Genomic DNA, 17822 nt, shown 5'->3' with positions numbered 1-17822 from the left:
GACAACGGATTCGAACATGAAAGTCCTGATCGTCGAAGACGAACCGAAAGTCGTTGAATACCTGAAGAGCGGCCTGACCGAGGAAGGCTGGGTCGTCGACACCGCGCTCGACGGCGAGGACGGCGCGTGGAAAGCCGTCGAATTCGAGTACGACGTGGTCGTGCTCGACGTGATGCTGCCGAAGCTGGACGGCTTCGGCGTGCTGCGCGCGTTGCGTGCGCAGAAGCAGACGCCCGTCATCATGCTGACCGCGCGCGACCGCGTCGATGACCGCGTGCGCGGGCTGCGCGGCGGCGCCGACGATTACCTCACCAAGCCGTTCTCGTTCCTCGAGCTGATCGAGCGGCTGCGCGCGCTGACGCGCCGCGCACGCGTGCAGGAATCGACGCTGATCTCGATCGGCGACCTGCGCGTCGACCTGATCGGCCGACGCGCCACGCGCGACGGCACCCGCCTCGACCTGACCGCGCAGGAATTCCAGCTACTCGGCGTGCTCGCGCGGCGCAGCGGCGAAGTATTGTCGAAGACGACCATCGCCGAACTCGTGTGGGACGTGAACTTCGACAGCAACGCGAACGTCGTCGAGACGGCGATCAAGCGCCTGCGCGCGAAACTCGACGGCCGGTTTACGGACAAGCTGCTGCACACGATCCGCGGGATGGGCTACGTCCTCGAGGCGCGCGAGGACGGCGACACCGAGAGGCCCGCATGAAACGCTCGATCGTCCGGCGGCTTTCGGCGATGTTCGGCATCGTGTCGCTGCTCGTGTTCACGCTGGTGGGCTGCGGGCTGTTCGTGATGATGGAGCGCCAGCTGTTCGCCGAGCTGCGCGCGACGCTCGACACGCGCACCAAGGTCGCCCAGATGATCGTGTCGCATGCGACCACGGCCATGCGCGGGCGTCTCATGCAGGAAAAACTCGCCGATCTCGAACCGCCCGACGGCTCCACGCGCTACCAGGTCGACAGCGCGAATCCGGACTTCCGCTTCGGCACGCCCGTCGACGGCGTGCCGGTCGGCGCGCCGGTCGGCGCGTTCCAGCGCTATGCGCTGAACCACAGCACCTACGACGTGATGACGAAGACCGTCACGGTGGCCGGTAACGGCGAGCGGCCGACGCTGAAGCTGGTCGTCGCCAGCTCGTGCGAGCGCACGCAGCGGATGCTGCGCCGCTTCGGCTGGACGCTCGCCGGGCTGATCACGATCGCGACGGTCATTACGCTGCTGCTGAGCCGCGCGGTGGCCCGCTTCGGGCTCGCGCCGCTCGACCGGCTATCGCAGGACGCATCGGCGATCAGCCTCGCGAACCGCCGCCAGCGGCTGCAGACCGACGCGCTGCCGGCCGAGCTGCGCGATCTCGCCACATCGTTCAACGGTGCGCTCGACCGCATCCAGCAAACCTACGCGCGGCTCGAGGCGTTCAACGCGGACGTCGCGCACGAACTGCGCACGCCGATCAGCATCCTGATCGGCCAGACCCAGGTCGCGCTGACCAGCCGCGACCGCACGGTCGACCGGATGCAGCAGACGCTGCAGTCGAACCTCGAGGAATTCGAGCGGCTGCGCGTGATCATCAACGACATGCTGTTCCTGTCGCGCAGCGACCGCGGCGAACGTGCGACCGACCTGAAGGACGTGTCGCTCGCCGACGAGGTGCGGCGCATGCTCGACTTCCTCGAAATCCCGCTCGACGAGGCGCAGTTGCGCGCCGAGCTGCACGGCGATGCGCGCGCGGCCGTCGATCCGTCGCTGTTCCGCCGCGCGATGACGAACCTGCTGATCAACGCGATCCAGCATTCGGCGCCCGGCGCGACGGTCAGCGTGACGATCGTGCGCCGCGACACGCTCGTCGAAGTGTCGGTCGCGAACCCGGGTGAGCCGATCGATCCCGCACGGCGCTCGCACGTGTTCGAGCGCTTCTACCGGCTCGAGGAAGCCCGCGCGAACAGCAAGGAGAATCACGGGCTCGGGCTGTCGATCGTCAAGGCCGTCGCCGAGATGCACGGCGGCAGCGTATTCGTCGCCTGCTCGGGCGGCATCAACACGTTCGGGTTCTCGGTATCGACGCAACCCTGCGCGGGCGGGCCGCTACGCGCTGGCGACGCGGCCGAGTCGGCCGCGCCGGCCGATTCGCATCCGGCCCACGCACCACGCGCGCTGCATTGACGGCGGCCGCGCCTGTCGACGTCCGGCCGCCTCCGATCGGCGCTTGCCAGCCTCGAACGCGGCCCGGGACGCATTACGCGCGTGGCTTGCCACCCTGCTCGCGCCACGCCCGCGGCGACATCGCAAACCGCTCGCGAAACACGCGGCTGAAATGCGACATGTCGTTGAATCCCCAGCGCAATGCGACGTCGGACACGCGCAGCGCCACGCATTGCGGATTCGCGAGATCCTGCGCGCACCGTTCGAGTCGCAGGTTCCATACGTAACGCATCAGCGACGTCTCCTCGGCCTCGAAGAGCTTGTTGATGTACCGCGACGAAATCCCGATCGACCGTTCGATCATCATCGGGTTCAGCTCCGGATCGTGCAGGTGCTCGAGCACATGCCGCTTCACACGCGTCAGCGTCAACGCCTTCATCCTCGATTGCGCGAGGTCGTTGCGCTGCATGCCCCCCAGCGTCATCGCGATCAGCGTGATCGCGGTATCCGACAACTGACGCATCTCGTCCTCGGTCACGCTACGGATCTGCGACGACATCTGCTCGAGAAACGCACGCATGACGCTGCCGACGCCCTCCCCGGTTTGCGTCGGGCACGCCGTGCGGTGCTCCATCCCGATGACGAGCTGGTTCAGCGTCGCGCGGGGAATGCTCACGACGATCTCGCGCCACGACTGGCCGAACTGCAGGTGGTGAGGCCGTGTCGCGTCGTAGATCGCAAAATCCCCGGGGTGCAGCGTGACGATCTTGCCGTCCTGCTCGACCGACTGGCTGCCCTCGAGCATCAATACTCCGAAATACTTGTCCTCATACTCGCTGCGCGCCTGGCGATAACGCCGAATCACGGCCTGCTCGCTCGCGTGGATTTCGGAGATTCGCATCTTTTCGCACTTGCGCTGCCGCACTCGACCGAAGAAATCGGCTTTCTGCACGGCCGCGATCTGCACGTCCGCGAACAGGCGCAGAATCGTCTCGCGCCAGAATTCGATACGCTGGCTGACCGAGCCGTCGGGCGGCACCTCGATGGCCGCGTTCGTCCGTTCGTCCAGCGGGCTGTCGGACGCCAGACCGGTCGCGTCGCCGCTTGCGGCGCGCGGGAAAGGACGCATCGTCATGGTCGTGCCCCACATGGGTTAGCAAACACGCAGCCGGTAGCGTGCCCGTTCAAAAGCGCATTGTCCAATCGATGGCCGCGTCCGCCGCGTGGCCGGTCGGACCGACACGCGGCGCAGCGGCGACGCGCTACCGCGCCGGGCACGTCATGAGCATGTCGTCCGACGCCAGTCGGAAGACTGTTCATACGCATACGCAACGCGATATAGCGTCGCCTCGTCGAAACGGCGCCCGACCAGTTGCAGCCCGATCGGCAGGTCGTCGGCTACCCCGCACGGCAGCGACATCGCCGGATGCCCGGACACGTCGAACGGCGCGGTATTCGCGAGCATCTCGAACGCCCTCGTCAGCGACTCGGACATCGCACAACCGGGCTCCGGCAGCTTCGACGCGCGCATCGGTACGGTCGGCATCACCAATACGTCATACGACTGCAGCGCCGCGTCGTAAGCCGATCGCAAGCGCCGCGCGAGGTTCTGGCACTTCGCGTAGTAGCGCCCGCGATACCGGCTCGTGAAATATTCGCCGAGCAGCATCGTCACCTTCACGGTATCCGGCAACTCATCGGCCCGCTCGCGCCAGCCCGCGTGATGATCGATCATGCCGGTCACGTACAGGCCGCCCCAGTTGAAACCGTGGCTGTTGCCCTTCATCATCTGCTGCGTCGCTCCCTCGGCCGCAATCGGCAGCCAGATCGCGGTGCCGGCGGCATGCAGCGGCACCGACACTTCGTCGACGCTCGCGCCCAGCTTGCGCAACCGGTGCGTGGCGGCCAGCACCGCCTCGTCGACCACTTGCTCCGCATTCGCGAGCCCGAACGCCTCGCGCAGGATGCCGATCCGCAGTCCCGCGATGCCGTCGCGGATCGCGCCGAGATAATCGGCGCGCGGCGGCAACGCCCGTTGGCGCGGATCGAGTCCGTCGTCGCCCGCGATGACATCGAGCAGCAGCGCGTTGTCGAGCACGTTGCTCGTCATCGGCCCCAGATGATCGACGGTTGCCTCGATCGGCATCGCGCCGGTGTACGGCACGAGCCCGTGCGTCGGCTTCATCCCGTAGATGCCGCAATAGGCGGACGGGATCCTGACCGAGCCGCCCTGGTCGCCGCCGAGCGCCATGTCGACCTCGCCGCTCGCGACCAGCGCGCCGCTGCCTGACGACGAGCCGCCGGACGAGTGCCCTGCCTTGCGCGGATTGTGCACCGGCCCCGACGCGCTCGTGTGCGAGCCGCCGGAAAAGCAGTAGTACTCGCAGGTCGACTTGCCGGCGATCGTGCCGCCTGCGTCGAGCACCCGGGTGACGACGGTCGCATCGACGTCGGGCACGTAGCCCTCGAACGTGCTCGCGCCGTTGCGCATCGGCACGCCGGCAACGCAGATGTTGTCTTTCACGACCACCGTCTTGCCGCGCAGCTTGCCCTCCGCGGCACCGTGGATCGTGCTCTTGCGCGCCCACGCGCCGTAACGGTTCTCGTCGCCTTCCGGGCGGTAGCCGGGCGTGCGCGGATACGCGACGATTGGCAGATAGTCGGGCAGCGCGTCGATGGCGTCGTACGCATCGAAGTTCGCCTGCAGGGCATCGTCGTATTCGGCGAGTTGGCGGGAATCGACATGAAAGCCGAAACCGGCTGCAATGTCGGACAGTTGTTCGCGAGTCGGGCGTTTGATGGCCATCGACGTTCTCCAGTTCGGTAAGCGGCGCCGCCGGCGCCGGCGGGATTCAGCGGGTGACGGCGTCGCGCATCAGTCCGGTGCGCGGATGGCAGTTCACGTATTCGTAAACCTGATGCTTGGCGTCGAAGACGGACACCTCGTGATACAGCCGCAGTTTCGACAGCCCGGTCACGACGCGGAAGAACGTGACGAAGATCCGCAGGTGCGTCGGATGGGATTCGGCCCAGCGCTCGAGGCGGTCGAGCGAGCGCCAGTGGCCGATGTTGTAGCTCTCGTCGAGCACGTTGCCGTCGAGATCGATCGAGCGCACGTAGCGATTGCTGTAGCAGCCGACGTCCGCGCCGTTGTCGCGCAGAAATTCCATCCCGCTGCGCAGCGTCGGCTCGATCTCCTCGAGATACAGTCGGCGCTCGTCGCGCTCGGCCGCGCGCCAGTCCTGGCCGGAGCGAATCAGCGCGATGTTGTCGTGTGCCAGTACGACCACGCGGCCGCCACGGGCCGGATCGCCCTCGACGACGCGCAACTCGCCGTCCGCGCGCATCCAGTCCGTCTGCGAGATCGGGAACCGGTCGCGCATCGATCCCCAGTAGCCGTGCTCCTCGATCTCGCCGCTGACGCCGTCCATGATCGCGCCGACGCCGGGGAAATCGCTCGTGAATGCGTAGAGCGTCTCGAACTGCTCGGCGCGCGGCGCGACGATTTCCCGGAAGTAGCCGATCCCGTCCGCGAGACGCGCGTCGGAGGCCCACCAGTCGGCGAGTGCCGGCAACGCAATCCAGCGCGCATACGCGGCCGGATCGCGCCAGTAGCCGACGGCGATCAGGTTCTCGTAGCCTTGGTCGTCGGTGTGTTGTGTCAGATCGAAGTTGTTCGGGCCGTCCTGCGCACCGAAATCGGCGACGATCCGGCGCAACGCGGCCAGCGCCGTGGCGCGCTTGTCGGCGCCGCGATACTGCACGCCGAAATAGCCCATCACGACCTGGCTCAGGTCTTCGGCGGCCCGGGCGACATACATCGGGAACGGTGGCTGGTAATCGTCGGCGACGCGGCGCGACAGCGTCCGCGGGCAGATCAGGTGTTTGTCGATGGCGGATTCCATGCGTGACCTCTCTGGAAAGGGAATCGGATGTCGAGGTATCGACGTTGGGGACACGGAGCGAGATGCACCGGGCGTATCCCGGCGCACGCGGGTCGTCAGAAGATGTGTGCGTAACGCAGGCCGGCGAGCAGACTGTTCTTCGGGCCGTTGCGCACGCTCAGATCGGTGCCGAGCTGGATTTGCACCTGATCGGACTGCGTCACGAATTTCGCCGCGGTGATCCGCATGTGCGTCGTGCGAAGCGCGTCGTTGTTGTCCGCGCCGTCCACGCTCGTTTCACCGCCCCAGAGCTGCGTGATGCCGATCCCGAGCGACGTGCCCGGATCGGGCATGTAACGCACCATCGCCTGTGCGCTGTAGCTCATCCGCTGATGCAGCGTCGTGCCGCTCGCGCCGTACGACGTGTTGTTGCCGTACCAGATCGCGTCGCCGACGAGATCGAGCGCCCACTGCGGCGAAAAGTGCTTGATGTAGGCCGCCTGGAAATCGAGCGACCAGCGGTTGGCGCCGAGATTGAGACCGCGGTTCTGGTCGTAGCTCCCTGTCGGCGCGTAGACGTAGATCGTCGCGGCGACGACGTCCTTCGCGTCGTTCAGGCGGAATTTCAACGGTGCGGTCAGGATCACGTCGCCGACACCATTCGTACTGCCAAGCGCACCGGCGTTGCCGAAGCTGCTGACGTGACCGAACGGCAGCAACACCTGCGGATCGATCGTGAGCCTGTCGGTGAGCTGGAACACATGCAGCAGGCGGGCGATGCCGATATTGGACTGCAGGTCGAAATCCGACGTCCGGTGGCCGTTCGCGTAGTAGGCGTTCGTCGCGGAGTAGTTGTAGTACAGCACGCCGATCGTCGCGCCGGCCGGATACTGCTCGTAATCGCCGGGATCGACCTCGACCGCGCCCGCGTAATGCGATGCGACGGCCATCAGCGACAAGCCGATCCAGCGCGCGAATCGCTTCAGTTTCATTCTGTTGACGTTGCCCATCATGCTCCTCACCTGGATGCGCAGACACCGCCACGCTCGACGTACGACGAACGGAAATCGTTGCCGGACGGTGGAATCGCGGGGTGTTGGCTGACTGTTGTTCCGCCGTTACTGCGGGAGTACCGGCGATTCGCGACATCGAACGGCCGTCGCTTGAGGGTGAGAATAGAAAGGCAAAATCCGCATTTCTGTTTTCCGGCGGAACAAGAAATTGGCTGTGGCGGACCTCCGCGACCCGTGCCATACGGCGGTCGCACAACGTGCACCGGCGGCCGCCGTTGCGTGCCGGGCGCCCTGTCGATGCCACGAATCGCCGGGCCTCCGTTGCGCGTCGGCCCCTGCCGCGCCACGGGGCCGTCTCAGCATAGTTTCCGATCCGTGCCGGCAAAGAACCGCGCTTTTTCTCTTCTTACCCTGCTCGTCGAGCGTGACCGACACCACGCTTCCCCGCCCCGCCACGGCAGTACCAACGCGATGGCGGCGGTCGACCCGAACCACCACAAGGAACCCCACGATGAGCGCGATCCCTTCCGCGGAAACAGCCTCGACGCCCGGCGAACGTGCCTGGGCGCTGTTTCGCGTGATGAAAGAGAAGAACCTGATCCCCGACGGCTATATCGAAGGCCTGACCGAGCTGATGTCCACGACCTGGGATCCGGCCAACGGCGCACGCATCGTCGCGCGCGCGTGGGTCGACCCGGCGTTTCGCGAACTGCTGCTGAAGGACGGCACGGCCGCGTGCGCGCAGTTCGGCCACACCGGGCCGCAGGGCGAATACATCGTCGCGCTCGAAGACACGCCGACGCTGAAGAACGTGATCGTCTGCAGCCTGTGCTCATGCACGAACTGGCCGGTGCTCGGGCTGCCGCCCGAGTGGTACAAGGGCTTCGAATATCGTGCGCGACTCGTCCGCGAAGGGCGCACGGTGCTGCGCGAACTCGGCACCGACCTGCCCGACGACGTCGTCGTGAAGGTCTGGGATACGACCGCCGAAAGCCGCTATCTCGTGCTGCCGGTGCGGCCGGCCGGCAGTGAGCACATGACCGAGGAACAACTGCGCACGCTCGTCACGAAGGACGTGCTGATCGGCGTGGCGCTGCCGCGCGTGCACTGACTCGCACCACGTTTCGCTTTCGACCTTCATCTCGGAGTCACATATGGACGGCTTTCACGACCTCGGCGGATTCCAGGGTTTCGGCCCGGTGCCGCACACGATCAACAGTCTCGGCTACAAGCCGGTCTTCAAGGAAGACTGGGAGCATCTCGCGTACAGCCTGATGTTCGTCGGCGTGGACCCACTGAAAAAATTCAGCGTCGACGAGGTACGTCACGCAGTCGAACGCATCGACGTGCGCCAGCACGTCGGCACGCGCTACTACGAGCGCTACGTGATCGCGACGGCCACCTTGCTCGTCGAAACCGGCGTGCTCACGCAGGACGAGCTCGACCGCGCGCTCGGTTCGCATTTCCGGCTCGCAAACCCGCCGAAATCCGGCGGCCGGGCGGCACCGCCCGACTCGACGCGGTTCGAGGTCGGCGATCGCATCGTCGTTCGCGACGAATACGTCAGCGGACACATCCGCGCGCCGGGCTACGTTCGCGGCAAGGAAGGCATCGTGCTGCACCGGACGACCGAATCGTGGCCCTTCCCGGACGCGATCGGCCACGGCGACACCGGAGCCGCGCATCAGCCGACCTATCATGTCGAGTTCCGCGTGAAGGATCTGTGGGGCGCCGCCGCCGACGACGGTTACGTTGTGGTCGACCTGTTCGAAGGCTACCTGGATCGCGCGTCCGGGCAGAGCGCATGACGACGCCGGAGCATCGACAAGCGGCGGCCGCCGCGCCGCCGAGGATTCCGGTCACCGTGCTGTCCGGCTTCCTCGGCGCCGGGAAGACGACGTTGCTGAACCACATCCTGCGCAACCGCGCCGGCCTGAAGGTTGCCGTGATCGTCAACGACATGAGCGAAGTGAACGTCGATGCCGACGACGTGCGGCGCAACGTCGAGCTGCGTCGAGGCGAGGACGAACTCGTCGAAATGAGCAACGGCTGCATCTGCTGCACGCTGCGCGCCGATCTGCTCGAGCAGATCAGCACGCTCGCGCGGCAGCGTTGCTTCGACTATCTGCTGATCGAGTCGACCGGTATCTCGGAGCCGATGCCGGTTGCGGAGACGTTCGCGTTCCTCGACCGCGACGGTTTCAGCCTCAGCGAACTCGCGCGGCTGGACACGCTCGTCACGGTGGTCAACGGCGAGACGTTCGAGGACATGATCGCGTCGGCTGAACCGGTCACGCACGACGCCACGCTCGCGAGCGGCAGCGATTCCGGTCCGCCGCGCAAGCTGTCGGACCTGCTGATCGAACAAGTCGAATACGCGAACGTGATCCTCGTGAGCCGACTCGACCGGATCGGCGACGCAGGTTTCGACCGGCTGCGCGCCCTCCTTGCATCGCTGAATCCGTCCGCGCGAATCCTGCCGATGCGGCACGGCGAGATCGATCCGTCAGACGTCCTCGATACGCGGCGTTTCGATCTCCCGGCGCTCGTCGAATCGCCGGGATGGATGCAACGCATGCAGGCCGACGAACGCCCCTCGGAATCGGACGCGTACGGGATCGCATCGTGGACTTATCACGAACGTGCGCCGTTTCATCCGGCGCGCCTGCTCGCGTGGCTGCGTCGCCCCTGGGCCAACGGCCGGCTGCTTCGCTGCAAGGGATATGCCTGGGCTGCGCACCGGTATGCCGACATCGCCATGCTCGTGCAAACGGGCGGCGCGTTCCAGTGGGGTTACGTCGGGCGATGGTGGCGATTCGTTCCTCGATCGGACTGGCCGCACGACGACTATCGTCGCGACGGCGTGCTGAAAAAGTGGGAGGAGCCGACCGGCGATTGCCGGCAGGAGATCGTGTTCATCGGGCAGTCGATCGATCACGTCCGGTTGCGTCGCGAACTCGATGCATGTCTGCTGACGGTCGAAGAAATCGATGCAGGCCCGGCGTCGTGGCTGCAGTTTCCGGAAGCCGACGTGTTCGACGCGCTCGCGACTCCCGCCCGTCCGTGACGTGAGACTCGACGACTGCGGCTGCAACGGTGCTTCCAACGACTTTCGGTCGCCGGTGCGCGCGGCGACCGGTTCAGCGTCACGTGAATCCCGACAGCGACGCCGAGGGCAGTTTTCTTCAATACCGACACGCGCGGCTTCTTTAGTCTCGATGCGACTTTGACATTCGCATGGAGACAATCAATGAGCATGCTGGTTTCGATGGCCGCGTTCGCGCTCGCCTCGTCGATCACCCCCGGTCCCGTCAACATCGTCGCGCTCAGTGCCGGCGCACGGCACGGCCTCGGCGCGAGCCTGCGCTATGCGGCCGGCGCGACGCTCGGCTTCGTCGCGCTGTTCCTGCTGATCGGCCTCGGGCTGCACGCGGCGCTCGCGCGCTGGCCCGTGCTGACGACCGCCACGCAGTGGTCGGGAATCGCGTTCCTGCTGTACATGGCGTTGCGGCTCGCGCTCGATGACGGCCGGCTGTCTGCGGACCCGGACGTGGCCGGCCCGTCAGCGGCGGCCGGCGCGGCGATGCAGTGGCTGAATCCGAAGGCGTGGCTCGCGTGCGTGGCCGCGATGGGCGCCTATGCGGCCGACGGGGACCGCACGCAGGTCTGGCAGTTCGCCGCGCTGTATCTGGTGATCTGCTTTGCGTCGATCGCATGCTGGTCGTATGCGGGCGCGTCGCTGCGGCACCGGCTGGCGAACGCGCGGCACATGCGCATGTTCAACCGGCTGATGGCGCTGCTGCTCGCGGGCAGCGCACTGTTCCTGCTCGACGCGTAGGGCTTGCCGTTCAGTTCGTCGCGCTGCGGTACTGGCCGGGCGTCGCGGCTGCGATCCGCCGGAACGCGCGCTGGAAATGCGCCTGGTCGGCAAAGCCCGCGTCCAGCGCGACTTCGGCGATCGGCCGCCCGCGGCGCAGCTCCGTGCGGCCGTACTGCACGCGGCGATCGATCAGGAAGGCATGCGGCGTCATCCCGTAGCGGGCGTTGAACGCGCGGATCAGGTACGACGGCGACAGATCGGCCGCGGCGCAGATCGCATCGAGCGTGATGCCCTCGCGGCAATGCGCGGCGATGTAGTCGGCCGCGCGCGCGAGCCGGGCGTTGTCGTCCCCGGCGCGCGGGCCGGGCAGTTCCCGATCGAGCGCGCCGTGCAGCGCCGTGAAGAACTCGACCGCCGCGCTCGCCTTGCCGAGCGGATCGATGCCGGGCGCGACGAGCGTGCGGTAAAAGCCGCCAAATTGCGCGAACAGGTCGCGCCGCTCCGTCAACTTCGCCGAAAACCCTTGAAAATCGCTGTTCGGATCGTGACCCAGCGAATGCTGAAGCCGCGCGAGCCACGGCACGTCGACGTAGACCATCCGGTACGCCCATGCGTCGGGGCCGTACGGATTGCACGCGTGCACCTGTTCCGGATCGATGATCACGAGCACGCCGCGCCCGACATGCTCGTTCGTCGCGCCGTTCACGTAGGTGCTCGTGCCGCCGACGATCGCCCCCACCGAAAACGTGTCGTGCGTGTGCTTCGCATAGCAGATCGCGCGGCCGTCGTCGACGGTGCGCGCCTCGATGAACGGCAGCGCGGCATCACGCCAGAACGGCGACGGGACGACGGATCGGTTGGCGGTACGGCTCACGCGGCGGGCTCCCGGTTCGGACGGCGAACGCTCACCGTACAAGACTGTGCGGCGCCGCGCAACCGGATCGGCGGCTTCGACGCCGGATCGCGCCATTTCGCCTAAGCTTTGAATTCCGTCCGCTGCGACACCCGCGGCGGATCCCGTTCACTCCTCTCCCGTCACGCACATGCATATCGATCTGAAAGGCAAGACCGCGGTCGTCACCGCCTCCACCGCCGGTATCGGGCGCGCAATCGCCGAAGGGCTCGCGCGCGCCGGCGCGCGCGTCATCGTCAACGGCCGCAGCGATGCGTCGGTGCAGTCCGCGCTCACGCACCTGCGCGCGGCCGTCCCCGATGCGAACTTCGACGGCGTCGCGGCCGACCTGTCCGACGCCGCCGGCGTTGCGCGCGTCACGCAGCACACACCCGCGGCCGACATCCTCGTCAACAACGCGGGCATCTACGGCCTGAAGGCGTTCTTCGAGATCGACGACGCCGAATGGGAGCATTACTTCCAGACCAACGTGATGTCCGGCGTGCGCCTCGCGCGGCATTACCTGAAGGGGATGATCGAACGCAATGCCGGGCGCATCGTGTTCATTTCGTCGGAATCCGGCCTGAACATCCCGGTCGACATGATTCATTACGGATTCACGAAAACCGCGCAGTTGTCGATCGCACGCGGGCTCGCGAAGCTCGCGGCCGGCACCCACGTGACCGTCAACTCGGTACTGCCGGGGCCGACGATGTCGGACGGCGTGCGGGCGCTGCTGAAGGAAACGGCCGACGAAACCGGCCGCAGCGTCGAGGACGTGGCCGTGGATTTCGTGCGCAACCACCGTTCGAGCTCGATCATCCAGCGGCCCGCGACGCCCGAGGAAGTCGCGAACCTGGTGGTCTACGTGTGCTCGCCGCTCGCTTCGGCGACGACGGGCGCCGCATTGCGGGTGGACGGCGGCGTGGTCGACACGATCGCGTGACGGCGAACGGGCAAGGCCGTCGCGCTAGCGCGACGCAGCCTTGCCCGGCTGGAGCGTGCCCTTGCGGTCGGCGTTCATGCAGGAATCGAAGCCGTGTTGCGTGACGACGCCGGCCTTGTCGAACACGACGAAGTATTCGCGGTGATCGTTGCCGTGCTCGATGAAGTAGTTGTAGCAGACGCCGTTGCCGTTGCGGACCATCCATACGCTGCGCGGATTGCCGCCGGCGCGGACGACATCGGCGCGCGTCGCGCCATGCCGCGACGCGGCTCTCGCGAGCGGCGTACGCGAATACGAGAATGGCAGCCACGCGTCGAACCACGCGCAGCCGTGCAACATCAGGCAACTGGCTGCCAGGGAGAGCGTCGCTGCGGGACGGGCCATCGGAATCAATCGCATGCTTGGGAAAATCTGCTGCGCCGCGCCGGCGCGATCGAAAGCCCCATGCTACTCGACCTTTGGGTCCGGATCGAAAAGAAATGTAGAGATCTTTATCCGAATCCTCGCATTGCGAGCCTCGGCACAAGCCGGATCGTCGCCGGTCGCGGCGGGCGATGCGCGCCCGGACGCGCATCCGCACCGCCGCGTCATGCCGCCGACTCGGCACGCATCGTCATGCAATCCATTCGGCCCACAGCATCGTCAGCACCGTCATCAGCGCGGGGCCGACGAACAGCCCGATCAGGCCGAACGTCTCGGCGCCGCCGAGGATGCCGAACAGCACGAGCAGGAACGGCAGCCGCGCGGAACTGCCGATCAGCACCGGCCGCACGAAGTGCTCGGCGACGAACACGACGACGAACCCGAGCACCGCCACCACGATGGCCCACACGGTCGCGCCCTGCACGAACAGCCAGAGCGCCGCCCCGCAGAACACGACGGGCGCGCAGAACGGCAGCATCGCGGCGATCGCCGTGACGAGGCCGAGCAGCGCCGCATGCGGGACGCCGGCCAGCGCATACGCGATGCCGAGCAGCGCGCCCTCGCCGAGCCCGACGACGACGAGCCCCGTCACCGTGCCGAACACGGCCGAGACCATCCGCTCGATCAGCGCCGCGCCGCTGCGCCCGAACGCGCGCCGCGCGCCCTGCAGCAACGCCCCCGACAGCTTGTGGCCGGCGCGCAGGATCACGAACAGCGTGACGAGCATGAAGCCGAATTCGAGCAGCCAGTGCGCGAGCTTCGTGCCGAACTGCCGCCCGAACGCGAGGAATTTTTCGCCGTTGACGGCATGCATCGCGCTGGCCGCATGCAGCGGATGGCCGAGGTTGGCCTGCCACCATTCGGTGACCTGCGCCGCGCCGTAAGGCAGCCGGCCGACCACGTCGGGCACCGGGATGCCGTTGTCCTGGATCGTGCGCAGCCACTCGCGCAGGTCATGCGCCTGCCCGATCGCCTGGGTTGCCGCGACGGCCACCGGCAGCACGACCAGCAACGAGATCGCCGCCGTGATGACGAGCGCAATGAGCGTCGGGCGATTACGGAACAGCCGGTGCGACTCGAAGCGCCTCAGCATCGGCCACATCGCGATGGCGATCACGCAGGCCCAGGCGATGGCGGGAATGAAATCGCGGATCACCCACAGCGCGATGACGAGCAGCGCCGCATACAGCACGGCACGGGAGACCTGCTGCGTACGCGGCCGTGCGGCAGGATCGGGAGACGACGGGACATGTGCGCTCATGGCACCTCTGTCGAGAATGAGAAAATGGCGGTTCGCGCAGGCAACCGGCCTGCGCGAACCGCCATTCTATCCATCGGCGCCGGATCGGCGGCGCATGTCATGCGCGCGCCGCCCCGGCGCCCCGCCCGCTCAGGCCACCTTGTCGGCGCTCCGGTAGCGCTCGAGCCAGTGCGCGTACGGCGCGGGCAGCGTCCACGACGGACGCTCGACGCCGAGTTGCTTGGCCGCGTAGTACGGCCAGTGCGGGTCGGCCAGATGCGCGCGGCCGACCATCACGAGATCGAGCTGTTCCTCCGCCACCACGCGGTTCGCGAGTTGCGGCGTGTCGATCCCCCACGCGGACGACACCGGCAGCCCGGCCTCGCGGCGCACGCGCTCGGCGATCGGCGCGAGGAACGCCGGACCCCACGGGATCTGCGCGTCGGGCGTCGAGAAACCGACCGACACGCTCAGCATGTCGAGCCCTTCCCGCTTCAGCCGCTGCGTGAGCGCGATCGACTCGGCGAGCGTCTCCTCGTCGCGCCCGTCGTACTCGATCACGCCGAAGCGCGCGGTCAGCGGCAGATGCTCCGGCCACACCTTGCGCACGGCCGCGAGCGTCTCGACGAGGAAGCGACCGCGGTTCTCGGCCGAGCCGCCGTATTCGTCGTCACGCTGGTTCGCATGCACGGAGAAGAAGCTCTGGGCGAGATAGCCGTGCGCGAAGTGCAGTTCGAGCCATTCGAAGCCCAGGTCGCGCGCACGCTTCGCCGACGCAACGAAGTCGGCCTGCACGCGTGCGATGTCGTCGCGCGTCATCGCGCGCGGCGTCTTCGGCAGATGCGCGCCGAACGGCACGGCCGACGGCGCGATGGTCTGCCAGCCGCGCGGATCGCCTTCGGCGATATGGTCGTCACCTTCCCACGGACGGTTCGCGCTCGCCTTGCGGCCCGCGTGCGCGATCTGGATGCCGGGTACCGCGCCGGCCGCCTTGATCGCCGCGACCGATGGGGCGAACGCTTCGGCCTGCGCATCGTTCCACAGCCCCGCGCAGCCCGGCGTGATGCGCCCTTCCGGCGCCACGGCCGTCGCCTCGGCGATCACGAGGCCCGCGCCGCCACGCGCGATGCCGGCCAGATGCACGTGATGCCAATCGTTGACGACGCCGTCCTCGGCGACGTACTGGCACATCGGCGGCACCGCGATGCGGTTGCGCAACGTGACATCCTTGAGTTTGAACGGTTCGAACAAGGCAGACATCCACGGCTCCTTTGCTTGGTTCTGCAAAACGACTGCAAACGCGTCGCGCAGTACGCACGACGGAACGATCGGGCCGTCGACGGGCCGGCCCGCGCCCGGCGACGGATACGCTACGGCGCCGGCCCGGCCGGCGCCCTTGGCTCAACGGTGGCCGAGCTGCGCGAGCAGCGCCTCGGCGACGGGCTCCGACGACGCGGGGTTCTGCCCCGTGATCAGCAGCCCGTCGGTGACGACGTGCGGCGCCCAGTCGGCGCTGCGCTCGAATTGCGCGCCGTTGGTCTTCAACATGTCCTCGACGAGGAACGGCACGACTTCCGTCAGTTCGACGGCCGCTTCCTCGCTGTTGGTGAAGCCCGTGGCACGCTTGCCGCGCACGACCGATTCGCCGGTCTGCGGGTTCTTCACGTGACGCAGCACGCCCGGCGCGTGGCACACGGCCGCGACCGGCTTGCCGGCCGCCAGCGCGCGCTCGATCAGGCCGATCGAATGCAGATCCTCGGCGAGATCCCACAGCGGGCCATGGCCGCCCGGGTAGAACACGGCGTCGTAGTCGTCCACGGACACGTCGGCCAGCTTGCGCGTCGACGCGAGTTCGGCCTTGGCCGCCGGATCGGCGTCGAAGCGGCGCGTCGCGTCGGTCTGGGCCGTCGGATCACTGCTTTTCGGATCGAGCGGCGGCTGGCCGCCCTTCGGCGACGCAAGCGTCAGCTCGACGCCCGCATCCTTGAACGTGTAGTACGGCGCGGCCAGTTCCTCGAGCCAGAAGCCGGTCTTCTTGCCGGTGTCGCCGAGCGTGTCGTGCGAGGTCAGGACAACCAGAATCTTCATGATCGGATACTCCTTCGAAAGGGATGAGGGGAACGGGGCCGCGCAACCGGGCAATCCGGCCGGTCGGCGCGGCGCGCCTGTCGGTTAGTCAGCTGAGACGCGTCAACGTGCGCCCCGCATATCCGAATGCGACACTCGCCTATTAGACCAGTCGTCTAGAACAATTCGAAATAAAACGACGGCGTCTCGCTGCACCACCAGCATCGCAGCGCGGAATGGCATTCAGATGGCATTTCGCGCCTTCGTTGCATGCGCCGCGGACGTCGTCGCATTCATGAGGACGGATGATAGCCCTGGATTAGACCGGTCGTCTAGTGAACGGATAATCGCCCCTGCCGCCGTCATGGCCTTTTCGCAGGGGCGCGATCCGCCGGCGCAAGCAGTCACTCGGCGCTGGCAGCACGGCAGAACCGGTTCGTGGGAACCGCCCGCCCGGCATTGCGCCGGGCGGGTGCGGCCCCGCCTGTGACACGACCGGGTCAGAGCAACCCCATCCCGCCCGACGCGATGATCTCCGCGCCGACAATGAACGCGGATTCCGGCGCGCTGAGGTGCAGCACCGTCGACGCGATCTCCTCCGGCGTGCCGAACCGGCCGACCGGCACGAGGCCCTTGATCTTGTCGGCGGTTTCATCGAGCGTCGCCGCGTCGAGCCCGAGCTTGCCGTAGAGCGGCGTCTGCACGGGCCCGGGGCTCACGACGTTCACGCGCACACCCTGCGGCAGCAACTCCGTCGACAGCGTCTTCGCGAACGAATTGACGGCCGCCTTGCTCGCCGCGTACACCGACGAGCCGGGCATCCCGATGTGCGCGTTGATCGAGCCGTTGATCACGATCGACGCGCCGCGGTTCAGCAGCGGCACCAGCGACTGGATCTGGAAATACGCGCCCTTCACGTTGGTGTTGAACACGAGATCCCACATGGCCTCGTCACTGTCGGCGAACGGCGCGAGTTTCGCGACGCCCGCGTTGATGAACACGGCGTCGAGCCGCGCTCCCGCCGACGCGATCGCATCGGCCAGCGCGCGGGCCGATGCGACGCTGCCGGCCTCGTTGCGAATCGCGAGCGCGCCGGCGCCGAGCGTTTGCCGCGCGGCCTCGAGCGTCTGCGCATCGCGCCCGGTGATGATGACGCGCGCACCTTCTGCCGCGAATGCGTTGGCGGCCGCCAGGCCGATGCCGCTGTTACCGCCCGTGACGAGGACCGTCTTTCCTTCGAAGCGTTGCATGATGTTCTCCTGTGAACCGGTAAGTTGACCGTGAACAAAGGATGCGCGCGGCGCCCGGCCCTGCCGTACGACGTGCGCGACGAACATGTTCGAAATCGTCGAACGTGTTTGAGCGGGCAGGTTCGCTTGTCCTGCCCTGCTC

General features: G+C 67.2%; 17 protein-coding genes. 7 read left to right on the top strand and 10 right to left on the bottom strand.

Annotation, left to right across the window (positions count from 1 at the left end):
* Positions 1-16 precede the first annotated feature (16 nt).
* A complete protein-coding gene (locus tag HWX39_RS12585) occupies positions 17-712 on the top strand; it encodes a heavy metal response regulator transcription factor (RefSeq protein ID WP_175968397.1) in 696 nt (231 codons plus the stop codon).
* Positions 709-2166 (top strand): heavy metal sensor histidine kinase, encoded by a 1458-nt coding sequence (locus HWX39_RS12580; protein ID WP_175968396.1) that lies wholly within the window; start codon positions 709-711, stop codon positions 2164-2166. The genes HWX39_RS12585 and HWX39_RS12580 overlap by 4 nt, the downstream gene beginning before the upstream one ends.
* A 73-nt stretch (positions 2167-2239) precedes the next feature.
* On the opposite strand, the gene HWX39_RS12575 is transcribed toward HWX39_RS12580, so the two are convergent.
* The 4 genes from HWX39_RS12575 to HWX39_RS12560 form a co-directional block, all read right to left on the bottom strand.
* Positions 2240-3280: a helix-turn-helix domain-containing protein gene (locus HWX39_RS12575; protein WP_175968395.1), complete on the bottom strand. Its 1041-nt coding sequence runs from the start codon at positions 3278-3280 to the stop codon at positions 2240-2242.
* A gap of 144 nt (positions 3281-3424) precedes the next feature.
* Complete coding sequence (locus tag HWX39_RS12570; protein WP_175968394.1) at positions 3425-4951, bottom strand: amidase; 1527 nt, start codon at positions 4949-4951, stop codon at positions 3425-3427.
* 46 nt (positions 4952-4997) lie between these two features.
* Positions 4998-6050 (bottom strand): phenylacetaldoxime dehydratase family protein, encoded by a 1053-nt coding sequence (locus HWX39_RS12565; protein WP_175968393.1) that lies wholly within the window; start codon positions 6048-6050, stop codon positions 4998-5000.
* A gap of 95 nt (positions 6051-6145) precedes the next feature.
* On the bottom strand, positions 6146-7042 hold the full coding sequence (locus HWX39_RS12560; protein WP_175968392.1) for a transporter: 897 nt from the start codon (positions 7040-7042) through the stop codon (positions 6146-6148).
* A gap of 511 nt (positions 7043-7553) precedes the next feature.
* Between HWX39_RS12560 and nthA the strand changes: the two genes are divergently transcribed.
* The 4 genes from nthA to HWX39_RS12540 all read left to right on the top strand — a co-directional run bounded on the left by nthA (position 7554) and on the right by HWX39_RS12540 (position 10880).
* Positions 7554-8153, top strand: a complete 600-nt coding sequence (gene nthA / locus HWX39_RS12555) for a nitrile hydratase subunit alpha (protein ID WP_175968391.1) — start codon at positions 7554-7556, stop codon at positions 8151-8153.
* Positions 8154-8196: 43 nt separating this feature from the next.
* Positions 8197-8850, top strand: coding sequence for a nitrile hydratase subunit beta (gene nthB / locus HWX39_RS12550; RefSeq protein ID WP_175968390.1), 654 nt, complete (start codon positions 8197-8199; stop codon positions 8848-8850).
* Entirely contained in the window at positions 8847-10109 is a 1263-nt protein-coding gene (locus HWX39_RS12545; protein ID WP_175968389.1) for a GTP-binding protein, read from the top strand. The genes nthB and HWX39_RS12545 overlap by 4 nt, the downstream gene beginning before the upstream one ends.
* A gap of 183 nt (positions 10110-10292) precedes the next feature.
* The gene (locus tag HWX39_RS12540) at positions 10293-10880 is read left to right on the top strand and encodes a LysE family translocator (protein WP_175968388.1); all 588 of its coding nucleotides are present in this window, start codon (positions 10293-10295) and stop codon (positions 10878-10880) included.
* 10 nt (positions 10881-10890) lie between these two features.
* Here HWX39_RS12540 and HWX39_RS12535 read toward each other — a convergent pair whose 3' ends face one another.
* On the bottom strand, positions 10891-11736 hold the full coding sequence (locus HWX39_RS12535) for an AraC family transcriptional regulator (protein WP_175968387.1): 846 nt from the start codon (positions 11734-11736) through the stop codon (positions 10891-10893).
* A 169-nt stretch (positions 11737-11905) separates the two neighbouring features.
* Between HWX39_RS12535 and HWX39_RS12530 the strand changes: the two genes are divergently transcribed.
* Positions 11906-12700 carry an SDR family NAD(P)-dependent oxidoreductase gene (locus HWX39_RS12530; RefSeq protein WP_175968386.1) on the top strand — a complete coding sequence of 265 codons (795 nt, stop codon included), beginning with the start codon at positions 11906-11908 and terminating at the stop codon, positions 12698-12700.
* A 24-nt stretch (positions 12701-12724) separates the two neighbouring features.
* On the opposite strand, the gene HWX39_RS12525 is transcribed toward HWX39_RS12530, so the two are convergent.
* The 5 genes from HWX39_RS12525 to HWX39_RS12505 all read right to left on the bottom strand — a co-directional run bounded on the left by HWX39_RS12525 (position 12725) and on the right by HWX39_RS12505 (position 17680).
* A complete protein-coding gene (locus tag HWX39_RS12525) occupies positions 12725-13099 on the bottom strand; it encodes a hypothetical protein (RefSeq protein WP_175968385.1) in 375 nt (124 codons plus the stop codon).
* 214 nt (positions 13100-13313) lie between these two features.
* Positions 13314-14384 carry an AI-2E family transporter gene (locus tag HWX39_RS12520; RefSeq protein WP_175968384.1) on the bottom strand — a complete coding sequence of 357 codons (1071 nt, stop codon included), beginning with the start codon at positions 14382-14384 and terminating at the stop codon, positions 13314-13316.
* Between the two features lie 129 nt (positions 14385-14513).
* Positions 14514-15623: an NADH:flavin oxidoreductase/NADH oxidase gene (locus tag HWX39_RS12515; protein ID WP_175968383.1), complete on the bottom strand. Its 1110-nt coding sequence runs from the start codon at positions 15621-15623 to the stop codon at positions 14514-14516.
* Between the two features lie 141 nt (positions 15624-15764).
* Positions 15765-16451 carry a type 1 glutamine amidotransferase domain-containing protein gene (locus HWX39_RS12510; protein WP_175968382.1) on the bottom strand — a complete coding sequence of 229 codons (687 nt, stop codon included), beginning with the start codon at positions 16449-16451 and terminating at the stop codon, positions 15765-15767.
* A gap of 479 nt (positions 16452-16930) precedes the next feature.
* The gene (locus HWX39_RS12505) at positions 16931-17680 is read right to left on the bottom strand and encodes an SDR family oxidoreductase (protein WP_175968381.1); all 750 of its coding nucleotides are present in this window, start codon (positions 17678-17680) and stop codon (positions 16931-16933) included.
* Between the last annotated feature and the right edge of the window lie 142 nt (positions 17681-17822).

The organism is Burkholderia sp. BCC0322 (assembly GCF_902833045.1).
GTDB lineage: Bacteria > Pseudomonadota > Gammaproteobacteria > Burkholderiales > Burkholderiaceae > Burkholderia.
The sequence above is the reverse complement of the archived record's forward strand: the minus strand, read 5'-3'. Positions and strand labels throughout refer to the sequence as shown.